The sequence below is a fragment of the Pseudorhodoferax sp. LjRoot39 genome, assembly GCF_964253035.1.
Taxonomy (GTDB): domain Bacteria; phylum Pseudomonadota; class Gammaproteobacteria; order Burkholderiales; family Burkholderiaceae_C; genus Pseudorhodoferax.
The window spans coordinates 4,646,983-4,662,430 of record NZ_CAXUQL020000001.1 but is presented as its reverse complement, the minus strand read 5'-3'; the positions used below and the strand labels follow the sequence as shown (position 1 = coordinate 4,662,430).

Annotated in this window: 29 protein-coding genes; 20 read left to right on the top strand and 9 right to left on the bottom strand. The window is 65.8% G+C overall.

Annotated elements, in window-relative coordinates; genetic code table 11:
* Positions 1-246: 246 nt before the first annotated feature.
* From ACSQ4M_RS21720 to ACSQ4M_RS21690, 7 genes are all read right to left on the bottom strand, one after another.
* Entirely contained in the window at positions 247-723 is a 477-nt protein-coding gene (locus tag ACSQ4M_RS21720) for a hypothetical protein (protein ID WP_436191494.1), read from the bottom strand.
* Positions 710-1,633 carry a hypothetical protein gene (locus ACSQ4M_RS21715; RefSeq protein ID WP_436191493.1) on the bottom strand — a complete coding sequence of 308 codons (924 nt, stop codon included), beginning with the start codon at positions 1,631-1,633 and terminating at the stop codon, positions 710-712. Before ACSQ4M_RS21715 ends, ACSQ4M_RS21720 begins: the two co-directional genes overlap by 14 nt.
* Positions 1,630-1,926, bottom strand: coding sequence for a hypothetical protein (locus tag ACSQ4M_RS21710; protein WP_436191492.1), 297 nt, complete (start codon positions 1,924-1,926; stop codon positions 1,630-1,632). The genes ACSQ4M_RS21715 and ACSQ4M_RS21710 overlap by 4 nt, the downstream gene beginning before the upstream one ends.
* A 5-nt stretch (positions 1,927-1,931) precedes the next feature.
* Positions 1,932-2,204: a hypothetical protein gene (locus tag ACSQ4M_RS21705; protein ID WP_436191491.1), complete on the bottom strand. Its 273-nt coding sequence runs from the start codon at positions 2,202-2,204 to the stop codon at positions 1,932-1,934.
* 53 nt (positions 2,205-2,257) lie between these two features.
* Entirely contained in the window at positions 2,258-2,473 is a 216-nt protein-coding gene (locus ACSQ4M_RS21700) for a hypothetical protein (RefSeq protein ID WP_436191490.1), read from the bottom strand.
* Positions 2,474-2,501: 28 nt separating this feature from the next.
* Positions 2,502-2,744 (bottom strand): hypothetical protein, encoded by a 243-nt coding sequence (locus ACSQ4M_RS21695; RefSeq protein ID WP_436191489.1) that lies wholly within the window; start codon positions 2,742-2,744, stop codon positions 2,502-2,504.
* Between the two features lie 219 nt (positions 2,745-2,963).
* On the bottom strand, positions 2,964-3,236 hold the full coding sequence (locus tag ACSQ4M_RS21690; RefSeq protein ID WP_436191488.1) for a hypothetical protein: 273 nt from the start codon (positions 3,234-3,236) through the stop codon (positions 2,964-2,966).
* A gap of 83 nt (positions 3,237-3,319) precedes the next feature.
* Between ACSQ4M_RS21690 and ACSQ4M_RS21685 the strand changes: the two genes are divergently transcribed.
* Together ACSQ4M_RS21685 and ACSQ4M_RS21680 are read left to right on the top strand one after the other, a co-directional pair.
* Positions 3,320-3,982 (top strand): hypothetical protein, encoded by a 663-nt coding sequence (locus tag ACSQ4M_RS21685; RefSeq protein ID WP_436191487.1) that lies wholly within the window; start codon positions 3,320-3,322, stop codon positions 3,980-3,982.
* A 355-nt stretch (positions 3,983-4,337) separates the two neighbouring features.
* Positions 4,338-4,922 carry a PEP-CTERM sorting domain-containing protein gene (locus tag ACSQ4M_RS21680; protein WP_436191486.1) on the top strand — a complete coding sequence of 195 codons (585 nt, stop codon included), beginning with the start codon at positions 4,338-4,340 and terminating at the stop codon, positions 4,920-4,922.
* A gap of 120 nt (positions 4,923-5,042) precedes the next feature.
* On the opposite strand, the gene ACSQ4M_RS21675 is transcribed toward ACSQ4M_RS21680, so the two are convergent.
* Positions 5,043-5,414, bottom strand: coding sequence for a hypothetical protein (locus ACSQ4M_RS21675; protein ID WP_436191485.1), 372 nt, complete (start codon positions 5,412-5,414; stop codon positions 5,043-5,045).
* A gap of 561 nt (positions 5,415-5,975) precedes the next feature.
* Here ACSQ4M_RS21675 and ACSQ4M_RS21670 point away from each other — a divergent pair.
* From ACSQ4M_RS21670 to ACSQ4M_RS21605, 14 genes are all read left to right on the top strand, one after another.
* Entirely contained in the window at positions 5,976-6,158 is a 183-nt protein-coding gene (locus tag ACSQ4M_RS21670; protein ID WP_436191484.1) for an Arc family DNA-binding protein, read from the top strand.
* An 88-nt stretch (positions 6,159-6,246) separates the two neighbouring features.
* Complete coding sequence (locus ACSQ4M_RS21665; RefSeq protein ID WP_436191483.1) at positions 6,247-6,492, top strand: hypothetical protein; 246 nt, start codon at positions 6,247-6,249, stop codon at positions 6,490-6,492.
* Complete coding sequence (locus ACSQ4M_RS21660; protein WP_436191482.1) at positions 6,492-6,749, top strand: hypothetical protein; 258 nt, start codon at positions 6,492-6,494, stop codon at positions 6,747-6,749. Before ACSQ4M_RS21665 ends, ACSQ4M_RS21660 begins: the two co-directional genes overlap by 1 nt.
* Positions 6,746-7,048, top strand: a complete 303-nt coding sequence (locus ACSQ4M_RS21655; RefSeq protein WP_436191481.1) for a hypothetical protein — start codon at positions 6,746-6,748, stop codon at positions 7,046-7,048. Before ACSQ4M_RS21660 ends, ACSQ4M_RS21655 begins: the two co-directional genes overlap by 4 nt.
* Complete coding sequence (locus ACSQ4M_RS21650; RefSeq protein WP_436191480.1) at positions 7,048-7,185, top strand: hypothetical protein; 138 nt, start codon at positions 7,048-7,050, stop codon at positions 7,183-7,185. Before ACSQ4M_RS21655 ends, ACSQ4M_RS21650 begins: the two co-directional genes overlap by 1 nt.
* Positions 7,182-7,397 carry a hypothetical protein gene (locus tag ACSQ4M_RS21645; RefSeq protein ID WP_436191479.1) on the top strand — a complete coding sequence of 72 codons (216 nt, stop codon included), beginning with the start codon at positions 7,182-7,184 and terminating at the stop codon, positions 7,395-7,397. The genes ACSQ4M_RS21650 and ACSQ4M_RS21645 overlap by 4 nt, the downstream gene beginning before the upstream one ends.
* Before the next feature lie 7 nt (positions 7,398-7,404).
* A complete protein-coding gene (locus ACSQ4M_RS21640) occupies positions 7,405-8,475 on the top strand; it encodes a hypothetical protein (protein ID WP_436191478.1) in 1,071 nt (356 codons plus the stop codon).
* 8 nt (positions 8,476-8,483) lie between these two features.
* Positions 8,484-9,257, top strand: a complete 774-nt coding sequence (locus tag ACSQ4M_RS21635; RefSeq protein WP_436191477.1) for an ERF family protein — start codon at positions 8,484-8,486, stop codon at positions 9,255-9,257.
* Positions 9,254-9,907, top strand: coding sequence for a lambda exonuclease family protein (locus ACSQ4M_RS21630; protein ID WP_436191476.1), 654 nt, complete (start codon positions 9,254-9,256; stop codon positions 9,905-9,907). The genes ACSQ4M_RS21635 and ACSQ4M_RS21630 overlap by 4 nt, the downstream gene beginning before the upstream one ends.
* An 8-nt stretch (positions 9,908-9,915) precedes the next feature.
* Positions 9,916-10,506, top strand: coding sequence for a single-stranded DNA-binding protein (ssb, locus tag ACSQ4M_RS21625; RefSeq protein ID WP_436191475.1), 591 nt, complete (start codon positions 9,916-9,918; stop codon positions 10,504-10,506).
* Between the two features lie 12 nt (positions 10,507-10,518).
* Entirely contained in the window at positions 10,519-11,427 is a 909-nt protein-coding gene (locus ACSQ4M_RS21620) for a recombination-associated protein RdgC (RefSeq protein ID WP_436191474.1), read from the top strand.
* A 42-nt stretch (positions 11,428-11,469) separates the two neighbouring features.
* Positions 11,470-12,123, top strand: a complete 654-nt coding sequence (locus ACSQ4M_RS21615) for a hypothetical protein (protein ID WP_436191473.1) — start codon at positions 11,470-11,472, stop codon at positions 12,121-12,123.
* Between the two features lie 59 nt (positions 12,124-12,182).
* Positions 12,183-12,443, top strand: coding sequence for a hypothetical protein (locus ACSQ4M_RS21610; RefSeq protein ID WP_436191472.1), 261 nt, complete (start codon positions 12,183-12,185; stop codon positions 12,441-12,443).
* Positions 12,440-13,186, top strand: coding sequence for a DNA-methyltransferase (locus tag ACSQ4M_RS21605; RefSeq protein WP_436191471.1), 747 nt, complete (start codon positions 12,440-12,442; stop codon positions 13,184-13,186). Before ACSQ4M_RS21610 ends, ACSQ4M_RS21605 begins: the two co-directional genes overlap by 4 nt.
* A gap of 33 nt (positions 13,187-13,219) precedes the next feature.
* Here ACSQ4M_RS21605 and ACSQ4M_RS21600 read toward each other — a convergent pair whose 3' ends face one another.
* Positions 13,220-13,396 (bottom strand): hypothetical protein, encoded by a 177-nt coding sequence (locus tag ACSQ4M_RS21600; protein ID WP_436191470.1) that lies wholly within the window; start codon positions 13,394-13,396, stop codon positions 13,220-13,222.
* 98 nt (positions 13,397-13,494) lie between these two features.
* Here ACSQ4M_RS21600 and ACSQ4M_RS21595 point away from each other — a divergent pair, with 98 nt between their 5' ends.
* The 4 genes from ACSQ4M_RS21595 to ACSQ4M_RS21580 are packed head-to-tail and all read left to right on the top strand — an operon-like array spanning position 13,495 to position 15,445.
* A complete protein-coding gene (locus ACSQ4M_RS21595; RefSeq protein ID WP_436191469.1) occupies positions 13,495-13,752 on the top strand; it encodes a hypothetical protein in 258 nt (85 codons plus the stop codon).
* 40 nt (positions 13,753-13,792) lie between these two features.
* On the top strand, positions 13,793-14,281 hold the full coding sequence (locus ACSQ4M_RS21590) for a hypothetical protein (RefSeq protein WP_436191468.1): 489 nt from the start codon (positions 13,793-13,795) through the stop codon (positions 14,279-14,281).
* Positions 14,282-14,311: 30 nt separating this feature from the next.
* Positions 14,312-14,782, top strand: a complete 471-nt coding sequence (locus ACSQ4M_RS21585) for a DUF6527 family protein (RefSeq protein WP_436191467.1) — start codon at positions 14,312-14,314, stop codon at positions 14,780-14,782.
* Between the two features lie 27 nt (positions 14,783-14,809).
* Positions 14,810-15,445: a hypothetical protein gene (locus tag ACSQ4M_RS21580; protein WP_436191466.1), complete on the top strand. Its 636-nt coding sequence runs from the start codon at positions 14,810-14,812 to the stop codon at positions 15,443-15,445.
* Positions 15,446-15,448: the final 3 nt, after the last annotated feature.

Here is a 15,448-nt window from a genome sequence, read left to right as displayed (position 1 = left end):
GTCCGCGCCAGACTTCAGCGCTGCTGAGCGGCGTTTCGTCAATGTCCGGCCGACGCACGCAAGCACGTCCGCCCGAGAAGGCGAACCCGTCACCCTCGCGATGGCCGCGAGCATGGCCTCGGCGAGGTTCTTGTCCGGGTGCGTGCTGAGCACGAGGCGCGCGCAACACTCCAGGCAGTCCATCCGGTAGCTGCCGCACACCGGCCGGCTGGCAGCCTCGGCGCACGCTGGGCATGGCGGCGGCACTCAAGCGCCCTCCGGCTGCAGGTGTGAGCGCACCGCGTCCTGGGCGCATTTGAGGGTGTTCGGCAGGATCTTGTCGCCCTGTGCGTGGCGGTCCAGGATGCGATGCGCCCACTGCTTGTGGTAGCCGGCACTGGCGGTCTCAGCAGGCTTGCGCAGGTGACCCATCTTGGCCAGTTCGGCCTTGACGCGCTCCGGGTCGGCCTTCGGCATGGGCAGCGCTGAGGCCTCAGGCGCCGGCGCACTGCGACACAGCCGCTTGAACGCCGGCGCGCTTGGCGGATGGTCCGGCAGGTTGTCCAGCGCCCAGGCGATTCGGGTCATGGCCTCATGCGAGCGGCCGAACTCGGCAAGCTCGTGGGCCCACGCGGACTTCACGTCGTTCAGCGGGGAATTGCCGAGGGCACGGTCCCACGCCGCCATGTACGCGCCGGACAGGCGCTGGAACAGGTGGTCAATGGCTTTGTTAGGCAGCGACATGGGCGATCCTCGGGGCGGTGTTGGTGGGCAGAACGTCAATCACGTCGCCGGTGTTGCGGAGCTTTTCCAACTCAGGGTGGCGCTCGCCGCTCATCTCCTCCCAGCGCGCCCAGCCTGCACGGCGCTCTTGCTCGGCGAACGAAACCGGCTCAGCCTTGGGCCTGGCCTCCACCGACGCTGGCGGCAGCGCCGCGGCCAGCCACTCCAGCGGCTGAAGCGGCTTTTCACGCAGGCAATCGCGGATGGCATTGACCACGGCTGCGTCGCCGCCAGGCCGCTTGCGCAGCGCACCGAGGAACGACCGGGCCTGCTTCTCCGGCGTCCCTGCGTTCGTCAGCAATGGGAGCCCGTAGCCAAAAATGATCTCGGCGGGTTCGAGGGCCGGCTTGCCGGCAGAAGCGTTAGCTTCTGAATTACCCGAAGATGAAGATGAAGATGAAGATGTAGTGCCGTCACCAAAGGGGGGCTTAGGTGCAGCCCTTGGTGTGGCCTTCGATGCCTCACCATCGGCAGCAACGAAGCGCGAAGATTCGCCACGAATGGTGCGGATGTATTCATCCTTCACGAGCCGCTTCGAGTACCACAGGGGCCCGGCTTGGGTGTCGATCAGGATGACGGGTTCGCCATCCTTCCGACCATGCCGCGGTACGTACACCAAGGCTTCATCAATGCGCTTGTCGGAGCCCTTCAAGACGCCCTTCTCCACCAGCTCGCGCATGGCGGCCATGGGCGCGCCGATGGTGCTGGCGATCTCCTTCAGCGGCCAGCGCAGTAGGCCGTACTGGTCGTCGGAGTTGTGCAGGGCGCAGAGCACGTCCATCCACACGCCACGGGCCGCAGGAGAGCAGCGGCGCAGGGCCAGGTCGGTCGTCCAATCGGCCGGGTAGAACTGGAACGAGGGACGCTTCACGTGCCCGCCTTCGCCAGCGCCCAGACGCGATAGGCGCCGCGCATGAGGTCGCCGCCTTCGTACTGCAGCACCGTGACGCGGCCGGCCTCCTTGAGCTCTGGCAAGCGGCGATCAACCTGCACCACGGACAGGCCGCATGCCTGGCCGATCTCGGCGGCCGTGGCGCCCAGTTGGGTGCGGCCGACACGCGCGATGGCCGCCAGGATGCGGTCGCAGTGGTTGCCGGCAAACTCCGGCGCGCGCTCGGCCGCCTGGATCGACGACAGCGGGTCGGTGGCGCGAACGAGGTGCAACGGATTCACTCGAATCGCTCCATGCTGTTGATGGCGGAGGCCAACTGCTGCACGCTTGCGCGCTTGTCCTCGAGCGTCTTCTTGGCCACTTTGTGGCTGGACTGGTAGTCGCGGACCTTCTGGATGGAGCCGTGCGCCACGGACTGCGGGATGCGGCGGAGCATCGCGTTGAGGCGCTTACACAGCATGGCCTTCTCCTCGGCCACGCCACTGCGCTGGTTGCGGATGTCCTTGAAAGGGCTCAGGGGGGGGGTGTAGCCGAAGAGGTCCGTGTGCATGTGGACTCCTGATTGCGTGAGAAAAATCACTCGGAGTAACTATTGAGTAACTCTTAATGAACTGAACAGTTACTGATCAGCTTCCCGATCACGCTCATGCGCTGGCCTCGGCGTATTTGGCGGGAGCGCTGAAGCAGAAACTGCTTGCAGGCCTCATCGAATGAGACGCCAAGCCGAGTTGCTTCATCTTTGATAGCTTGAATGTCTTGCGCATCAAAGCCCTCGCGGGATACGGTCGCGATGTCGTGTTGCTCGTTGTCTGCCTTCATGTGCGACCCTAAATGAATGAATGCGGCGCTACGCCGCGACGAGTCCGCCGAACGAGCTCTTGTCAAGGGATTGGCCAATGCGGGACGGAGACAAAGAATTCCGGGCATGCCGTTTCATCCTCGCCATATCCAGCAGAGCCAGCCGATAGGCCTCGGCTCGAGAAACTCCGCCGTATTCCTCGATGAGGAAATCCATCTCCTCTTGTTCGTCGCTGCTGCCGCGAATCAACGCGAGTGGCTCACGAACAAGGGCACGGTTGCGGTACGACATGTTTCAAACTCCCTGGGTTCTTGTGATTCGGTTAGTGGGTGGGTGAACGCGTTCGACGCGCTACCGGAGTGGCTGCTGCGTGGCTGCGTGCGACACGAGCGCGAGCAACAGGCCCAAAAGGAAGATGGACGCGAAGGGCCTGCGACTCCGCAGCGCAAACCAGCCCGTGAGGGCCAGGACGAGGCCAGGGGCGGCGATGGCGGCAGCGGTGGTCATGACTCAGGCGCCCTGCCCTGCTTGCGCGACGACCGCGCGGCGCTTCTTCGCGGAAGCTCGCACCTTTGCCTGCTGCCGAGCTCGGTCCGTGAGGGGGATGCCGTCGAGCGTCAAACCGGGCAGGAGCGCCACGAAGCAGTCCGCGAGACCGAGCTCGACCTTCTTGCCGCCGAAGGCAATCTGGTTCACCAGCCCGCGGGTTGTGCCGGCGCCCTTGGCGAGTTCGTCGCGCTCCTCGGTCTTCATCCCGAGGATGCGGGTTTTGAGGTTGTCCATGACGCAAGGATACCTGAGGGTATTGTTTCGCGCAATACCTATAGGTCGTTTACCTACAGGTAGTGCCTCGGCACCATCGAACAATGGAAAACTATGAGCGTTACCAGGCGCTGCTGTTGCTGCTGCGCGAGGTCTACTGCGCAGGCAACTCGACCCGGCTGGCTGAGCAGATCAACAAGGACGCGACCTATGTCCGCCGCCTGTTCTACGCGCGCGACAAGAACGGCGCTAAAGGCATCGGCCCCGACATCCAAGCGGCGTGCACCAGGGCCTTCAGCCTGCCTCGAGGCTTCTGGGAAATGACCCGCGACGAGGCGCGCGCGGCGATCGGAGCGGACGACGACGGACCGGCCCCATTACGACACATCGCCCTGCCGGCGACCGACCTGTCAAGTGAATACGTCGCTGCATATGTTGAGGATGTGGGCCAATTGATGGGCGAATTGGCGAGCAAGCTGGACACAGAGCAAAAGACCGTGCTGCGAACACTTCTGCGAGTCATGTTCAGCGATCCCGACGGCTTGAGAAAACTTGACTTACGTCAATTCCTTCCGTTGTTGTCCGACAACTCCAGGCCCGCACCGGGCCGCATGACCCCTGAGCCGTACGAGCGGCGTCTCAATGTTCAGAAACATTTAGATACTATCCCTCGCGAATCAGACGCAGAGGGGAAGAATCATGGGACAGGTTCTGACGCTGGCACCTTCGAAGAAGGCCGACCAGCTCGACGTAGTGGAGAAGCTTGAGCGCCTTCTATCAAGGGCGCTTGCGGGCGATCTCGCCGGCGTCATGTATGTGACGCTGGACCACGCGGGTGATCACGTCTGCGGGAGTGGCGGGCGGTACGCGAGGGAGCCGCAAGCCGGCATGGTGCCCGCCTTGCTGGGGGTGATCAGCCTCTGCGAGCCGCCCCAGCGGTAACCAGGATCTTTGCACGGGCCACCACAGGTTTGCGACGCGGCGCAGCGTTCCCTGGCCTGCGAGTTTGCGATGCAAACCTCCACAAAATGGTGGAAGGCCATCGCGGCACCTCCTTACAACCAGCAACACACTTGCCGGCCACCTCGGCGGGCTGTGACGCCGGAATGAAAGGAGACCAGCATGAAAAGGATAGCGATAGCGCTCGCACTGAGCGCAGGCGTACTCGGCGCACAAGCCGCAATCGTGGGTTGGCAGTTCAAGGGGCTCACCGAACACGAGTTCAACCCAGAGGGCATTTCGGAGATTGTCCCGTTTGCGCTGTACATAGAGATGGATACCGCGGCCATCGCCAACGGCACGGCCGGCTATGCGCAGAACGGTAGCTGGTTCCGATGGAGAGTCGGAGGAAACCAGGCGGTGGCAGCTTGTGAAAGCGCGTGGGGCGGCAGCATTTCTGGCTTTCGAACCTCTGGAGCCGGGTTCTATATGGAGTCCCTGTATCCCAGCAACGACTGCGCCGTCACCATCAATTTTTTTGGCCTGGCCAAGGGCCTTGAGGTGGCGGCCGACCCCTTAACCAACTGGTACGACACAAGCAGTTTCGCCGCCGAGATAACGCTCTACGGGAACCATTCGTTCCGCGCCATATCCGTGACCTACGCTGCGCAGATGATCCCCGAGCCCTCTCCCGTCGCCCTCATCGGCGCCGGCTTGGCTGGCCTGTTCTGGGTCCGCCGGCGCAAGGACACGCGCGCGCAGGCCTGACCGATGCCCACCCCGCTGCGGGGCGCATAGGCAATCTCGGCGGAGCCCCACCACCCTCGCCGGGGCTCCCTTGCCGGGACCGAACCAAGCCGCCTCTGGGCGGCTTCGTCGTTTGTGCGGTCAGTCGGGCCGGTCGTCGTCTTCCAGCCCGCCGAATGGGAAGTCGGCCGGCCTCGGTGGCCTGATCTTTCGCAGCGCGGCCTCCCCCGCTTCCTCGCTCAGCGCGCACAGCCAGGTCTGGCGCGGGTACGGATGGCTTGGCTGCCACTGTTGGCCGAACAGGAGGATGCAGCCATTGCCGATCCGTATCACCCGTGCATGGCTGAGCTTCGGCGCGTTCATCTCGGGCCAGGCGCCCAACAGCTTGGCGTGCACCTCTGGGTTGCCCCACGTTCCCAGCACCAACCGGCCTTCAGGCCGTGACCGCGCCTTGACCTCCGTGTAGCTCAGCGGGCGGCCGTCCTCGCGCAGGACATACAAGATCACTTGCATAGCTGGACAAATGTACAGCCAAACTATTTTCCAAAAGATACCTTGGGGTATTGACTCCGAAAGATACCTACGGGTATTCTTCGTCTATCGCAGCACACCACGCAGCGATGGCGCCACGGGATCGACCGAGCCGCCAGGCTCCTTAACAAGCTGAGCAGTGAGATGTGATGGGCGGCAGCACGGAAAGCAGACGTGCAGGCATGCGTCGGATTAAGTTTGCCGAGGGCCTGGGCTCTTCCGTCCCCTGGGTCGGAGCCTTGCAAGCAAGCGCCCAAGCAGGAGTAGCGCCCTGCCCGCCCATCACATCTCACTGCGAATTCCCTCTAAAGGGGCGAGTGACGGCGTCGTGAACACCGTGCGAGGCGAGCCCAGCCAGGAACAGAAATGGGAGAGCAAGCGAGCGAGTGGATAGATGGCCGCTCGATCTCGCTACCCGCAATCGCGGTGAGGCCAAGACGGCCAAAACGAACAGTCATGCCGGTTGGAATCCCGGCGTGCCCTGGCAACAGGGCGCAAACCAGAGCCTTGCGTGCAGGGCTGTGGTTTCAAGGAGGACACAACGTGGCAATCAAAGAACGCACCCAGAAGGACTTCATCAAAACCGCATTGAGAGTCCCGCCCGATCTGCATTCCGCGCTGCACAAAGCGGCAGCAGAGGCGGAGCGCGGCTTCAACGCGGAGATCCTGTTCCGCTTGCGCCAGTCGTTCAAGGGGGCGCGCACACCACCTGCGCCGACCCCATAACCGCCGGCACACCGAAGACCACCCAGCCCGCCCCGCGCGGGCTTTTTTGCGGCCACGCGCCGCGCTCACCAACACACAGGAGGAGCCCTTGAACACCAAGAGCCCTGACAAGCGCGGCCGGCGCGGCCGCTACCGAGTGGTTGCCGTGCGCAGCCTGCGCCGCAGCGAACAGACGCCCACGGGCCAGCGCACCGAAGAGCGCGTGCATGACACGTTCGAGCTCGGCCCTTACCGCCTGCGCGTCGTGGCGCTGCTGGTGGCCTGGGTGGAGACCTTCTCGGCCGGCGGCTGGATCCAGCGCTGCACGGTCGAGAAGATCGAAGGAGGTTCGTGATGGGCCGCTACACCGACGACCACAAGGCGGCGAACGCCATCCGGGCGGAAAGCGAGCGGCGCGCAGTTCCGCCTGCTGTTGACGAGGAAGGCTTCACGGTCGATTACCACCTCGCGCACGCCGACATCGCCCTCGCAAATGCCAAGCGCGCGCACAGCATGGGCATCGAGGGGTCGCTGCAGTTCGAGGCCAGGCAGGTCATCGCGCACCTGCAGAAGGCCATCGGCCTGTCCGTCATCAAGGAGGCAATGCAGTGAACGCCAGCACCCTACCCCGCCCACTGACCGCCCCGCAGATCTCGTTCGTCGAGCTGGAGCGCCGCCGGCTAATGGACCAGCGCGCCGCCGAATTCACGGCCGAGCAGTTCGCAGCACGCGAGCCCATCGGCGCCGACCCGCGCGTCCTGGACTTCATGCGCCGGCGCGGCGGCGGCTTCATCTCGCACCTGGCCCAGGCCTGGCTACGCGCCGATCCGATCAACAGCGCCAAGCTGTCCGTGGCCTTCGCGGACAAGTACCGCGAGTTCGCCGAGCAGATGGCTGCAGGCGGGCAGTGATGAACGAGCCCGCATTTCCCAACGTCCTGGATGCCATGGACGAAGACCTCCTGCAGGCCGCCCTGCTCGAGCCCCGAACTGCCGAGGTCTGGCCGCTGTGGCGCCGGATCCTGGGCGCCATCTGGAGGTGGATGTGAACGCCTGCCGCTCCGATGCCTGCGGTCAAGGCCGCACCGCATGCCCCTGCCCTGATGCCTGCCGCATCCCCGAGATGCCGCCGATCAAGCAGTTCGACGCCGTCGACGACGCCGTGTTGCTCCTGGCCCTTGCGGCGCTGGTCGCCCTGCTGATCACCCTGGGCGTCTTCATCGCCCGCAACCCCTACTTGTTCGTGAACCTCTTCTTCTGAACACACCATGACCACTGACAGCACAGCCTTGGCAGTCCTGCCGCCCGCGGAATCGGTGCGCCGGGTCTTCACCACCGCGCAGGGCCTGGACCCGTACCTCGCGCACATCCGCGCCGAGCTGGACAAATTCGAAGGCGACGTCTCCACCAAGAAGGGCCGCGACGCCATCGCGTCCATGGCCTACAAGGTCGCCAAGGGCAAAACGGCGCTCGACAACCTGGGCAAAGACCTGGTGGCCGAGATGAAGAAGGAGCCGGCCCTGGTCGATGCCGAGCGCAAGCGCATGCGCGACTTGCTCGACCAGTGGAAGGACGAAGTGCGCCAGCCTCTGACCGACTGGGAGAAGGCCGAAGAGGCCAGGCAGCAGCGACACCGCGACCGCATCGCCGAGATCCAGAACGCCGGCCGCGACCTCGACGGCTTCGACAGCGACGCATTGGCCCACCGGCTGGCTGAGGTCGAGGAGATCGTCGTCGACGAGAAGTACGAGGAGTTCACGGCCGAGGTGGCGATGGTCAAGGACCGCGCCGTCAAGGCGCTGCGCGCCGCGCTGGATGCCAGGGTCAAGTACGAGAACGAGCAGGCCGAGCTGGCCCGGCTGCGCCAGGAGGCCGCGGCGCGCGAGCAGAAGGACCGCGAGGAGCGCATCGCCCGCGAGGCGGCCGAGAAGGCCCAGCGCGAAGCCGACGCCAAGGCCCAGACCGAGCGCGACGCCGCGACCCGCCGCGAAGCGGAGGCAGCAGCAGCCGCCGAGCGCCGCGAGTTGGAACTGCGGCTGGCCAACGAGAAGGCCGAGCGCGAGAAGGCCGAGGCCCAGCAGCGCCTGCAGGAGGCCAAGGCCGAAACCGAACGCCGGGCCCAACAGGCCGTCGAGGACGAGCGTCGCCGCGCTGCCGCCGCGAAGGCCCAGGAAGAGGCGGACGCCAAGCGCCGCGAAGCCGACCGCGCCCACAAGACCCGCATCAACCGCGCCGCCCTGGACGCCTTCATGGCCGGCGGTCTGTCCGAGGACTGCGCGCGCGTCGCCGTCACCCTGATCGCCAAGAAGTCCATTCCGGCGGTCTCCATTAACTACTGAGGATCGACATGAACGCAATCACAGCTGCCGAATCGCTGGAGTTGGCGCCACAGCAAGAGCGCATGCCGCAGCCGCTTTCCGTGGCCGCCAACTCGCACACCGGGATCATGCTGTCCTTGATGGACCGCGGCGCATCTCTCGAGCAGATCGAGAAGATGATGGACCTCGTCGAGCGCAACGAGAAGCGCGAAGCCGAGAAGGCCTACAACGAGGCGCTGGCGGCGTTCAAGTCGCTGAACATCAAGATCGTGAAGCGCAAGGTGGTGGACTTCGAGACGCAGAAGGGCCGGACCACTTACAAGCACGCGGAGCTGGACGACGTAGTGCAGGCCGTCGGGCCGGGACTGTCGGAACACGGTTTCGCATGGTCCTGGAAGACAAAGCAGGACGGCGGGAGCATCACCGTCGCCTGCGTCCTGCGCCACAAGCTGGGCCACAGCGAGCAGGTTAGCCTTTCCGCTGGCGCGGACGCCAGCGGCGGCAAGAACGGCATCCAGGCCGTCATCTCCACCACCACCTACCTGCAGCGCCACACGCTCAAGCAAATCTGCGGTGTCGCCGAGGCAGGCGAGGGCAACGATGGCGCGGGCGGCCCGACTGGCCCCGACATTCCGGACGCGCTTCTTGCAAGCGCGCGCGAGGCCGCGATGGGCGGATGGAAGTCCTTGTCTAAGTACATCGCTGGCATCACCGAGAAGGAGCGCATCCAGCTCGGCCCGGAAAGCGACAACCTCAAGAGAGCGGCCAAGGACGCTGACGCCCACAAGGAGAAACAAGCATGACCATGATCCATCACACCCACGCCCAGGGCTCCCCCGAATGGCTCGAAGCTCGTCGCGGCGTCGTCACCGGCAGCCGCTTCAAGGACGCCCGCGCCAAGCTCAAGAGCGGCGCGCCGGCCCAGGCCGCCCTGTCCTACGCCCACGACACCGCCCGCGAGCGCTGCGGCGGCGTGGTGCCGGCCAAGTTCCAGAACGCGGCCATGAAGACCGGCACCGAGCAAGAACCGATCGCTCGCCGGCTGTACGAGGCGCGCACCGGCAACCTCGTCGAAGAGGTCGGCTTCTTCACGACCGAGGACAAGCGCTTCGGCCTGTCGCCCGATGGCCTGATCGACGACGACGGCGTGCTGGAGATCAAGACCATGGTCTCCAGCGACACGTTGTTCACCGCGGTGGCCGATCAAGACCTGTCGGCCTACATGGACCAGTGCATGGGCTACCTGTGGCTCCTCGGCCGCAAGTGGGTCGACCTCTGCCTCTGGACGCCCGACTTCGCCCATCTCGTCATCCACCGCATTGAGCGCGACGAGGCCGCCATCGAGGCCTTGGAAGCCGACATGGTCGCCTTCATGCGCCTGGTCGACAAGGCCGAAGCCACCCTGCGCGCCGCCCTGGCCGCCAACGATCAACAGGCCCAGGCCGCCGCATAAGGAGCCCCATGGCATCCGTCAACAAAGTCATCATCGTGGGCAACCTCGGCCGCGATCCCGAGACCCGCACCTTCCCGAGCGGCGGCCAGGTCTGCAACGTCCGCATCGCCACAACCGACCGCTGGAAGGACAAGCAGAGCGGCGACGTGCAGGAGCGCACGGAGTGGCACAACGTCACCTTCCACGACCGCCTGGCCGAGATCGCAGACCAGTACCTGCGCAAGGGCTCGCAGGTCTACGTCGAGGGCTCGCTGCGCACCCGCAAGTGGCAGGACAAGGACGGCCAGGACCGGTACACCACCGAGATCCGCGCCGACCACATGCAAATGCTCAGCCACCGCCAGGAAGGTGGCGACCAGCGCGAGCAGCGCGGCCGGGAAGACGGCTACGAGGACCGCGGCGGCCAGCGGCAACCGCAGCGCAACGACGGCCGGAACGACTCGCGCGGCGGCGGACGGGCGGCGCCACCTCCGCAGCGGCGCGCAGCACCCGCGCCGGCCCCGCGCCAGGGTGGCGGGTCTGGCTTCGACGACATGGACGACGACATCCCGTTCCGCGACCCGCTCGCCCGCCGCGGCTTCCACCTTTCCATGGCCTAACCCGGGGACAGCATGTTCAAGGACGCACTGATCTACAAGCTGGGCGGCTCGCTGCCCAGCCTCGAAGCCATCGAGACCGCCCTGCAGACGCAGGCCTTCGAGGAATGCGGCGCCACGCAGGAGCGCTCGGCCGGCTGGGTGCCGCCGCGCGGCGAGGAACACGGCCCGCTGGTCGAGTCCATCGGCGGCCAGTACCTGCTGCGGCTCATGGTCGAGACCAAGGCAGTTCCCGCTTCGGTCGTGAAGCGCAAGGCCGAGGAGCGCGCCCAGCAGATCGAGGCCACGACCGGCCGCAAGCCGGGCAAGAAGGAGATTCGCGACCTGCGCGAGGAGGCGAAACAGGCGCTGCTGCCCGTGGCCTTCACCAAGCGTGGCGCCACCTGGGTCTGGATCGACCCGCAGGCGCGCCGCTTCGTGGTGGACGCCGGCAGCCAGAACCGCGTGGACGAGATCATCACGCTGCTGGTCAAGGTGCTGGACGGCTTCGTGGTGCAGGAGGTGCACACCGCCACCTCGGCCACGGCCGCGATGTCCGAATGGCTCAGCAGCCAGGAGCCGCCGGCCGGCTTCAGCATCGACCGCGAATGCGAGCTGCGCGCCACCGACGCCAGCAAGGCCGCCGTGCGCTACGGCCACCACCCGCTGGACATTGCCGAGATCCAGCAGCACATCAGCGAGGGAAAGCTGCCCACGCGCCTTGCCATGACCTGGGACGAGCGCGTGTCGTTCGTCCTGACAGAGAGCATGCAGGTGCGCAAGATCCGCTTTCAAGACGGCGTCTTCGAGAAGACCTCGATCGAGAAGGAAGACAGCTTCGACGCCGACGCCGCGATCACCACCGGCGAACTCGGCCGGCTGCTGCCTGGCTTGCTGCAGGCCCTGGGCGGCGAGATCGAGCTGCGCGCCGCGCCGGCGGCGTGACCCCATCCCCATCTGCGACACATTGAAAAAGCGAGTAGCAGCATGAAGCCCGCATTCATCACCTTTACCGGCGTAGACGACGCCACCGACCCCCATGGCATGGTCGAGCTGTCGGAGGAATACCCCATCGAGTGGGGCATCCTGTTCTCGCCCAAGCGCCAGGGCATCGAGGCCCGCTATCCGCGCCTGGACACCATCGGCTGGCTGGTCACCGAACTGCCGCGCCTGAAATGGTCGGCGCACCTGTGCGGCGGCGACGCCCGCGCGGTGATCGATGGCGGCCAGTCGGCGCACGCAAACCTGCTGCAGTACTTCCAGCGCGCGCAGATCAACACGGCAGACCCTAACGTCATGCCGAGCCAGATCGGCAACTGGGCGGCCAGGCACAACCTGCGCGCCATTCTCCAGTGCCGCGGCGATTTCCCGCGCGTGGCGTCGGTCGATGTGCTGTTCGACGCCAGCGGCGGGCGCGGCATCTTGCCGCAGGCCTGGCCAGTCGCCGCCCAGTCAACGCTGTGCGGCTATGCAGGCGGCCTGCGCCCCGAGAACGTGGCCGAAGTCCTGGGCACCATCGGCAAGCAGGACATCCGCTACTGGATCGACATGGAGACCGGCGTGCGCGACGAGCGCGATCAGTTCAGCCTGGACAAGTGCCGCGCGGTCTGTGAAGCCGTCTACGGAAAGGCCCCGGCATGACCGAAAAAACTACCCCCCAAGCAGGCGGATGGCGACCCATCGCCACTGTGCCCGAAGACATGGCAGCACGCCTCTACCTCGTCAACGGCATCACGGTCCAGGGCTTCGTTGATGCCACAGGGCAGCTGCTCGCGCAGAACGAGCGCCGCGACTGGCGGAAGATGCGCGGCACGCCGTCGCACTGGATGCACCTGCCGCCCGCCCCTGGTTCTGCTGCGGCTGCGCAGGCCCGCCCACCTTGCTCCTACTGCACCGGCAGTGGCGTCATCTATGACGCCCAGGGCAAGTACCACGGCCAATGCACGGAATGCACAGCATGACTTTGACCCCGTACTACCAGGACTCGGCCGTCACGCTGTACTGCGGCGACGCCATGAACCTGCTGGAGCACCTGCCGCGGGCCGATGCCGTGATCACCGATCCGCCCTACGGCGAGACCAGCCTCGAGTGGGACACCTGGCCCGCAGGCTGGCCGGCCCTGGCGCGCCACGTCGCGCCGCAGATGTGGTGCTTCGGCAGCATGCGCATGTTCATGGACAAGGGCGCAGACCTGGCCGGCTGGAAGCTGGCCCAGGACATCGTCTGGGAGAAGCACAACGGCAGCGGCGCGGCGAACGACAGGTTCCGGCGCGTGCACGAGCTCGCCCTGCACTTCTACCAAGGCGACTGGAAGCCGCTCTACAAGCAGCCGCAGTTCACCAACGATGCGACCGCGCGTTCCGTCCGCCGCAAGGCTCGGCCGCCGCACTGGGGCGACATCGGCGGCGCCACCTACGTTAGCGAGGACGGCGGCCCGCGGCGCATGCGCAGTGTGATCTACGCCCGCAGCTGCCACGGCTTCGCCGTCAACGAGACGCAGAAGCCTGAGGAGATCGTCCAGCCGTTGGTGGAGTTCAGCGTGCCGCCCGGCGGCCTGCTGATCGACTGCTTCGCGGGCAGCGGCACCACGTTGGCAGTCGCACGGAAGACCGGGCGCCGCGCCATCGGCATCGAGAAGCGGGAGAGCCAATGCGCCCTCATCGCTGAACGGCTTTCGCAACCCGACCTTCTCATCGCAGCATGACCAACTTTTCAACCCGCCAACAAGGGGGATGAGCTACGGCGACTCTTTCGGCGGCTTCGCCTTGTCCAGCACCGCGCGCGCCCAAGCATCGCCATGGAGCTTGATCTTTTCCTTGAGCGCCTGCGAGCAGCGGAAGCCGACGTAGGCGTTCAAGGCGGTTTCTGGTGGCGCAGGCGGGCGGCCACGCGGGCGCTTCGGTTGTTCGTCCATGACTGCAGTGTAGCGGATTTGATGTTTTACAAAAATACCTTGCAATCTCGCATTTGATGTTTTACATTAATTCCAACGCAACGCACTTGGAGCCCGACATGAACAAAGCAGAACTCGCCAAGCTGATGAACGTCAGCGAATCGAATCTGGAGTCCTACCTGGCAGGCCTGTCGGTGTGGATCGCCAAGGGCTACACGGTCGAACAAGCCATCGAGAAGCACATGCAGACGATGCAGGCCATGTGCCAGCGCGTCTACGCCATGAGCACCAGCGAGGCCTATCCCGAGCGCATGGACGGTCTGTGCGACGTGGCTGCCGGCCTGGTCTGGAATGAAGTCAACGCGCAGCCGGCGTGAGCGCCGCTTTCAATCACCCCCGCTGACACATGGGAAACACATGACCACCGACACCGACCTGCAGATCGCCCTAGAGAAGCTGCGTGCCGCTGGCCGCGCCACCAACTCTCGCGCCATCGACTACCTGTGCCGCGAGGCCCTGGAAGCGCTGGAGCGCCTGGCCGCAGCACCTCCAGCACCCGCCACCGTCACCCTGACGGCGCTGAATCTGCGCAACGCCCTGGACTTCGTTGCGCCAGACTTCGATGCCGACGAGGACCAGCGCGAAGCCGAAGTGACCATCGCTTGGGGGCCGGACCGGACCAGCACCGAGGGCGAGCCGCTGGCAGCGGGCTACTACTGCTGGCTCACCGACTACCCCGAGGAGGGCTGCATTCCTCTCGACCAGGGCGACTGGCATCCACCAGGCACGACGACGGAAGAACGCGAGGCCGCCCAGGCGCCGGCTTGCGACCATGATTTCCACCACTTCGGCACCGAGCAGCCGCGCCGCCGTTGCGCGAAGTGCAACGCGCTGGAAGCGATCTGACTTTCTGGCCCCCTTGCCGGACGCATTGAAATGAACATCCGAGACGAATTTGAGGCGTGGGCCAAAGACAAACTGGACCTGCACTGCGCCACCGCAGACCGCGACTGCTACGCATCTGGCCTCACGAACTGGGCCTTCGACGCCTTCAAGGCCGGCCGTGCCGCGCCAGCGTCCGTGAAGGCACTGCCCGTCAAGCTGGTGGCCGGGCGCTACTTGCCATGCGACATCGGCGACGCCACGCACATCACGCTCAACGTCCCGGGACCAACCGGCCTCTTGACGTTGCCCGTGCAGACCAGCGGCACGCGCGCCGGCACGGGCAACTGGACGTGGAACGGCAGCACCGATGCACCGACGCTGCGCCCGTCTGTCCTGACCACCGGCAGCACGTTCCGCTGCCACTCGTGGATCACGGACGGGCAGGCGCAGTTTCTGGATGACTGCGACCACGACATGCGCGGCAGCACGGTAGACCTGCTGGCGGTGCCTGCTGACGCCTGATTTTTCAATCCCCTGCCGACATACATCATGAACACCATCGACCTCATCATCCGGGACGCATGCGAGTGCGAAGTGCCCGCGAAGCACGACACCGACACCGTTGAGCTTCGGGTGTCGGACCTGCGCACGATCTTGGAGCGGAACCTGTCGGCCGTGCCTGCCGTGCCCGACGCCCTGAACCTGGCGGGCGATGCCGGCCTGGCTCACGACCAATGCCGCGCTGTCGTGCACATGGCGCTGGCCCTGGCCGAGGTGCACGTCGCTCGCGCCCTCATCATCGCGTCTGGCAAGGTGCCGACCGCCACCGAGCGAATCGGCGAGTCCAGCGCCGCGCTGATGGAGTACCTGGGAGACGCCCTGTCCAACATGGACGCCGTGGAGGAGGAAGACGACGCCTGGCTCGACCCGATCTTCGAGGCGGCGCATGCACGCTGGCCCGTGCCCGTGCCCGTGCCCGAGGCCGAGAAAGCCACCCCCGAGGGCTGCGGATTCGCCCAGGTCGATCTGACCGACGACGAGATCGACGCCTGCGTCGGCAATCTCGGAATGGCACCGTACAGCGTTATTGCTGGCCCGGAAGAGATCCGCAAGTTCGCGCGCAAGCTGCTGGCTGCCTGGGCGGAAGCGGCTGCCGCCACCTCCCACCCCACACCGAAGGAATGACCC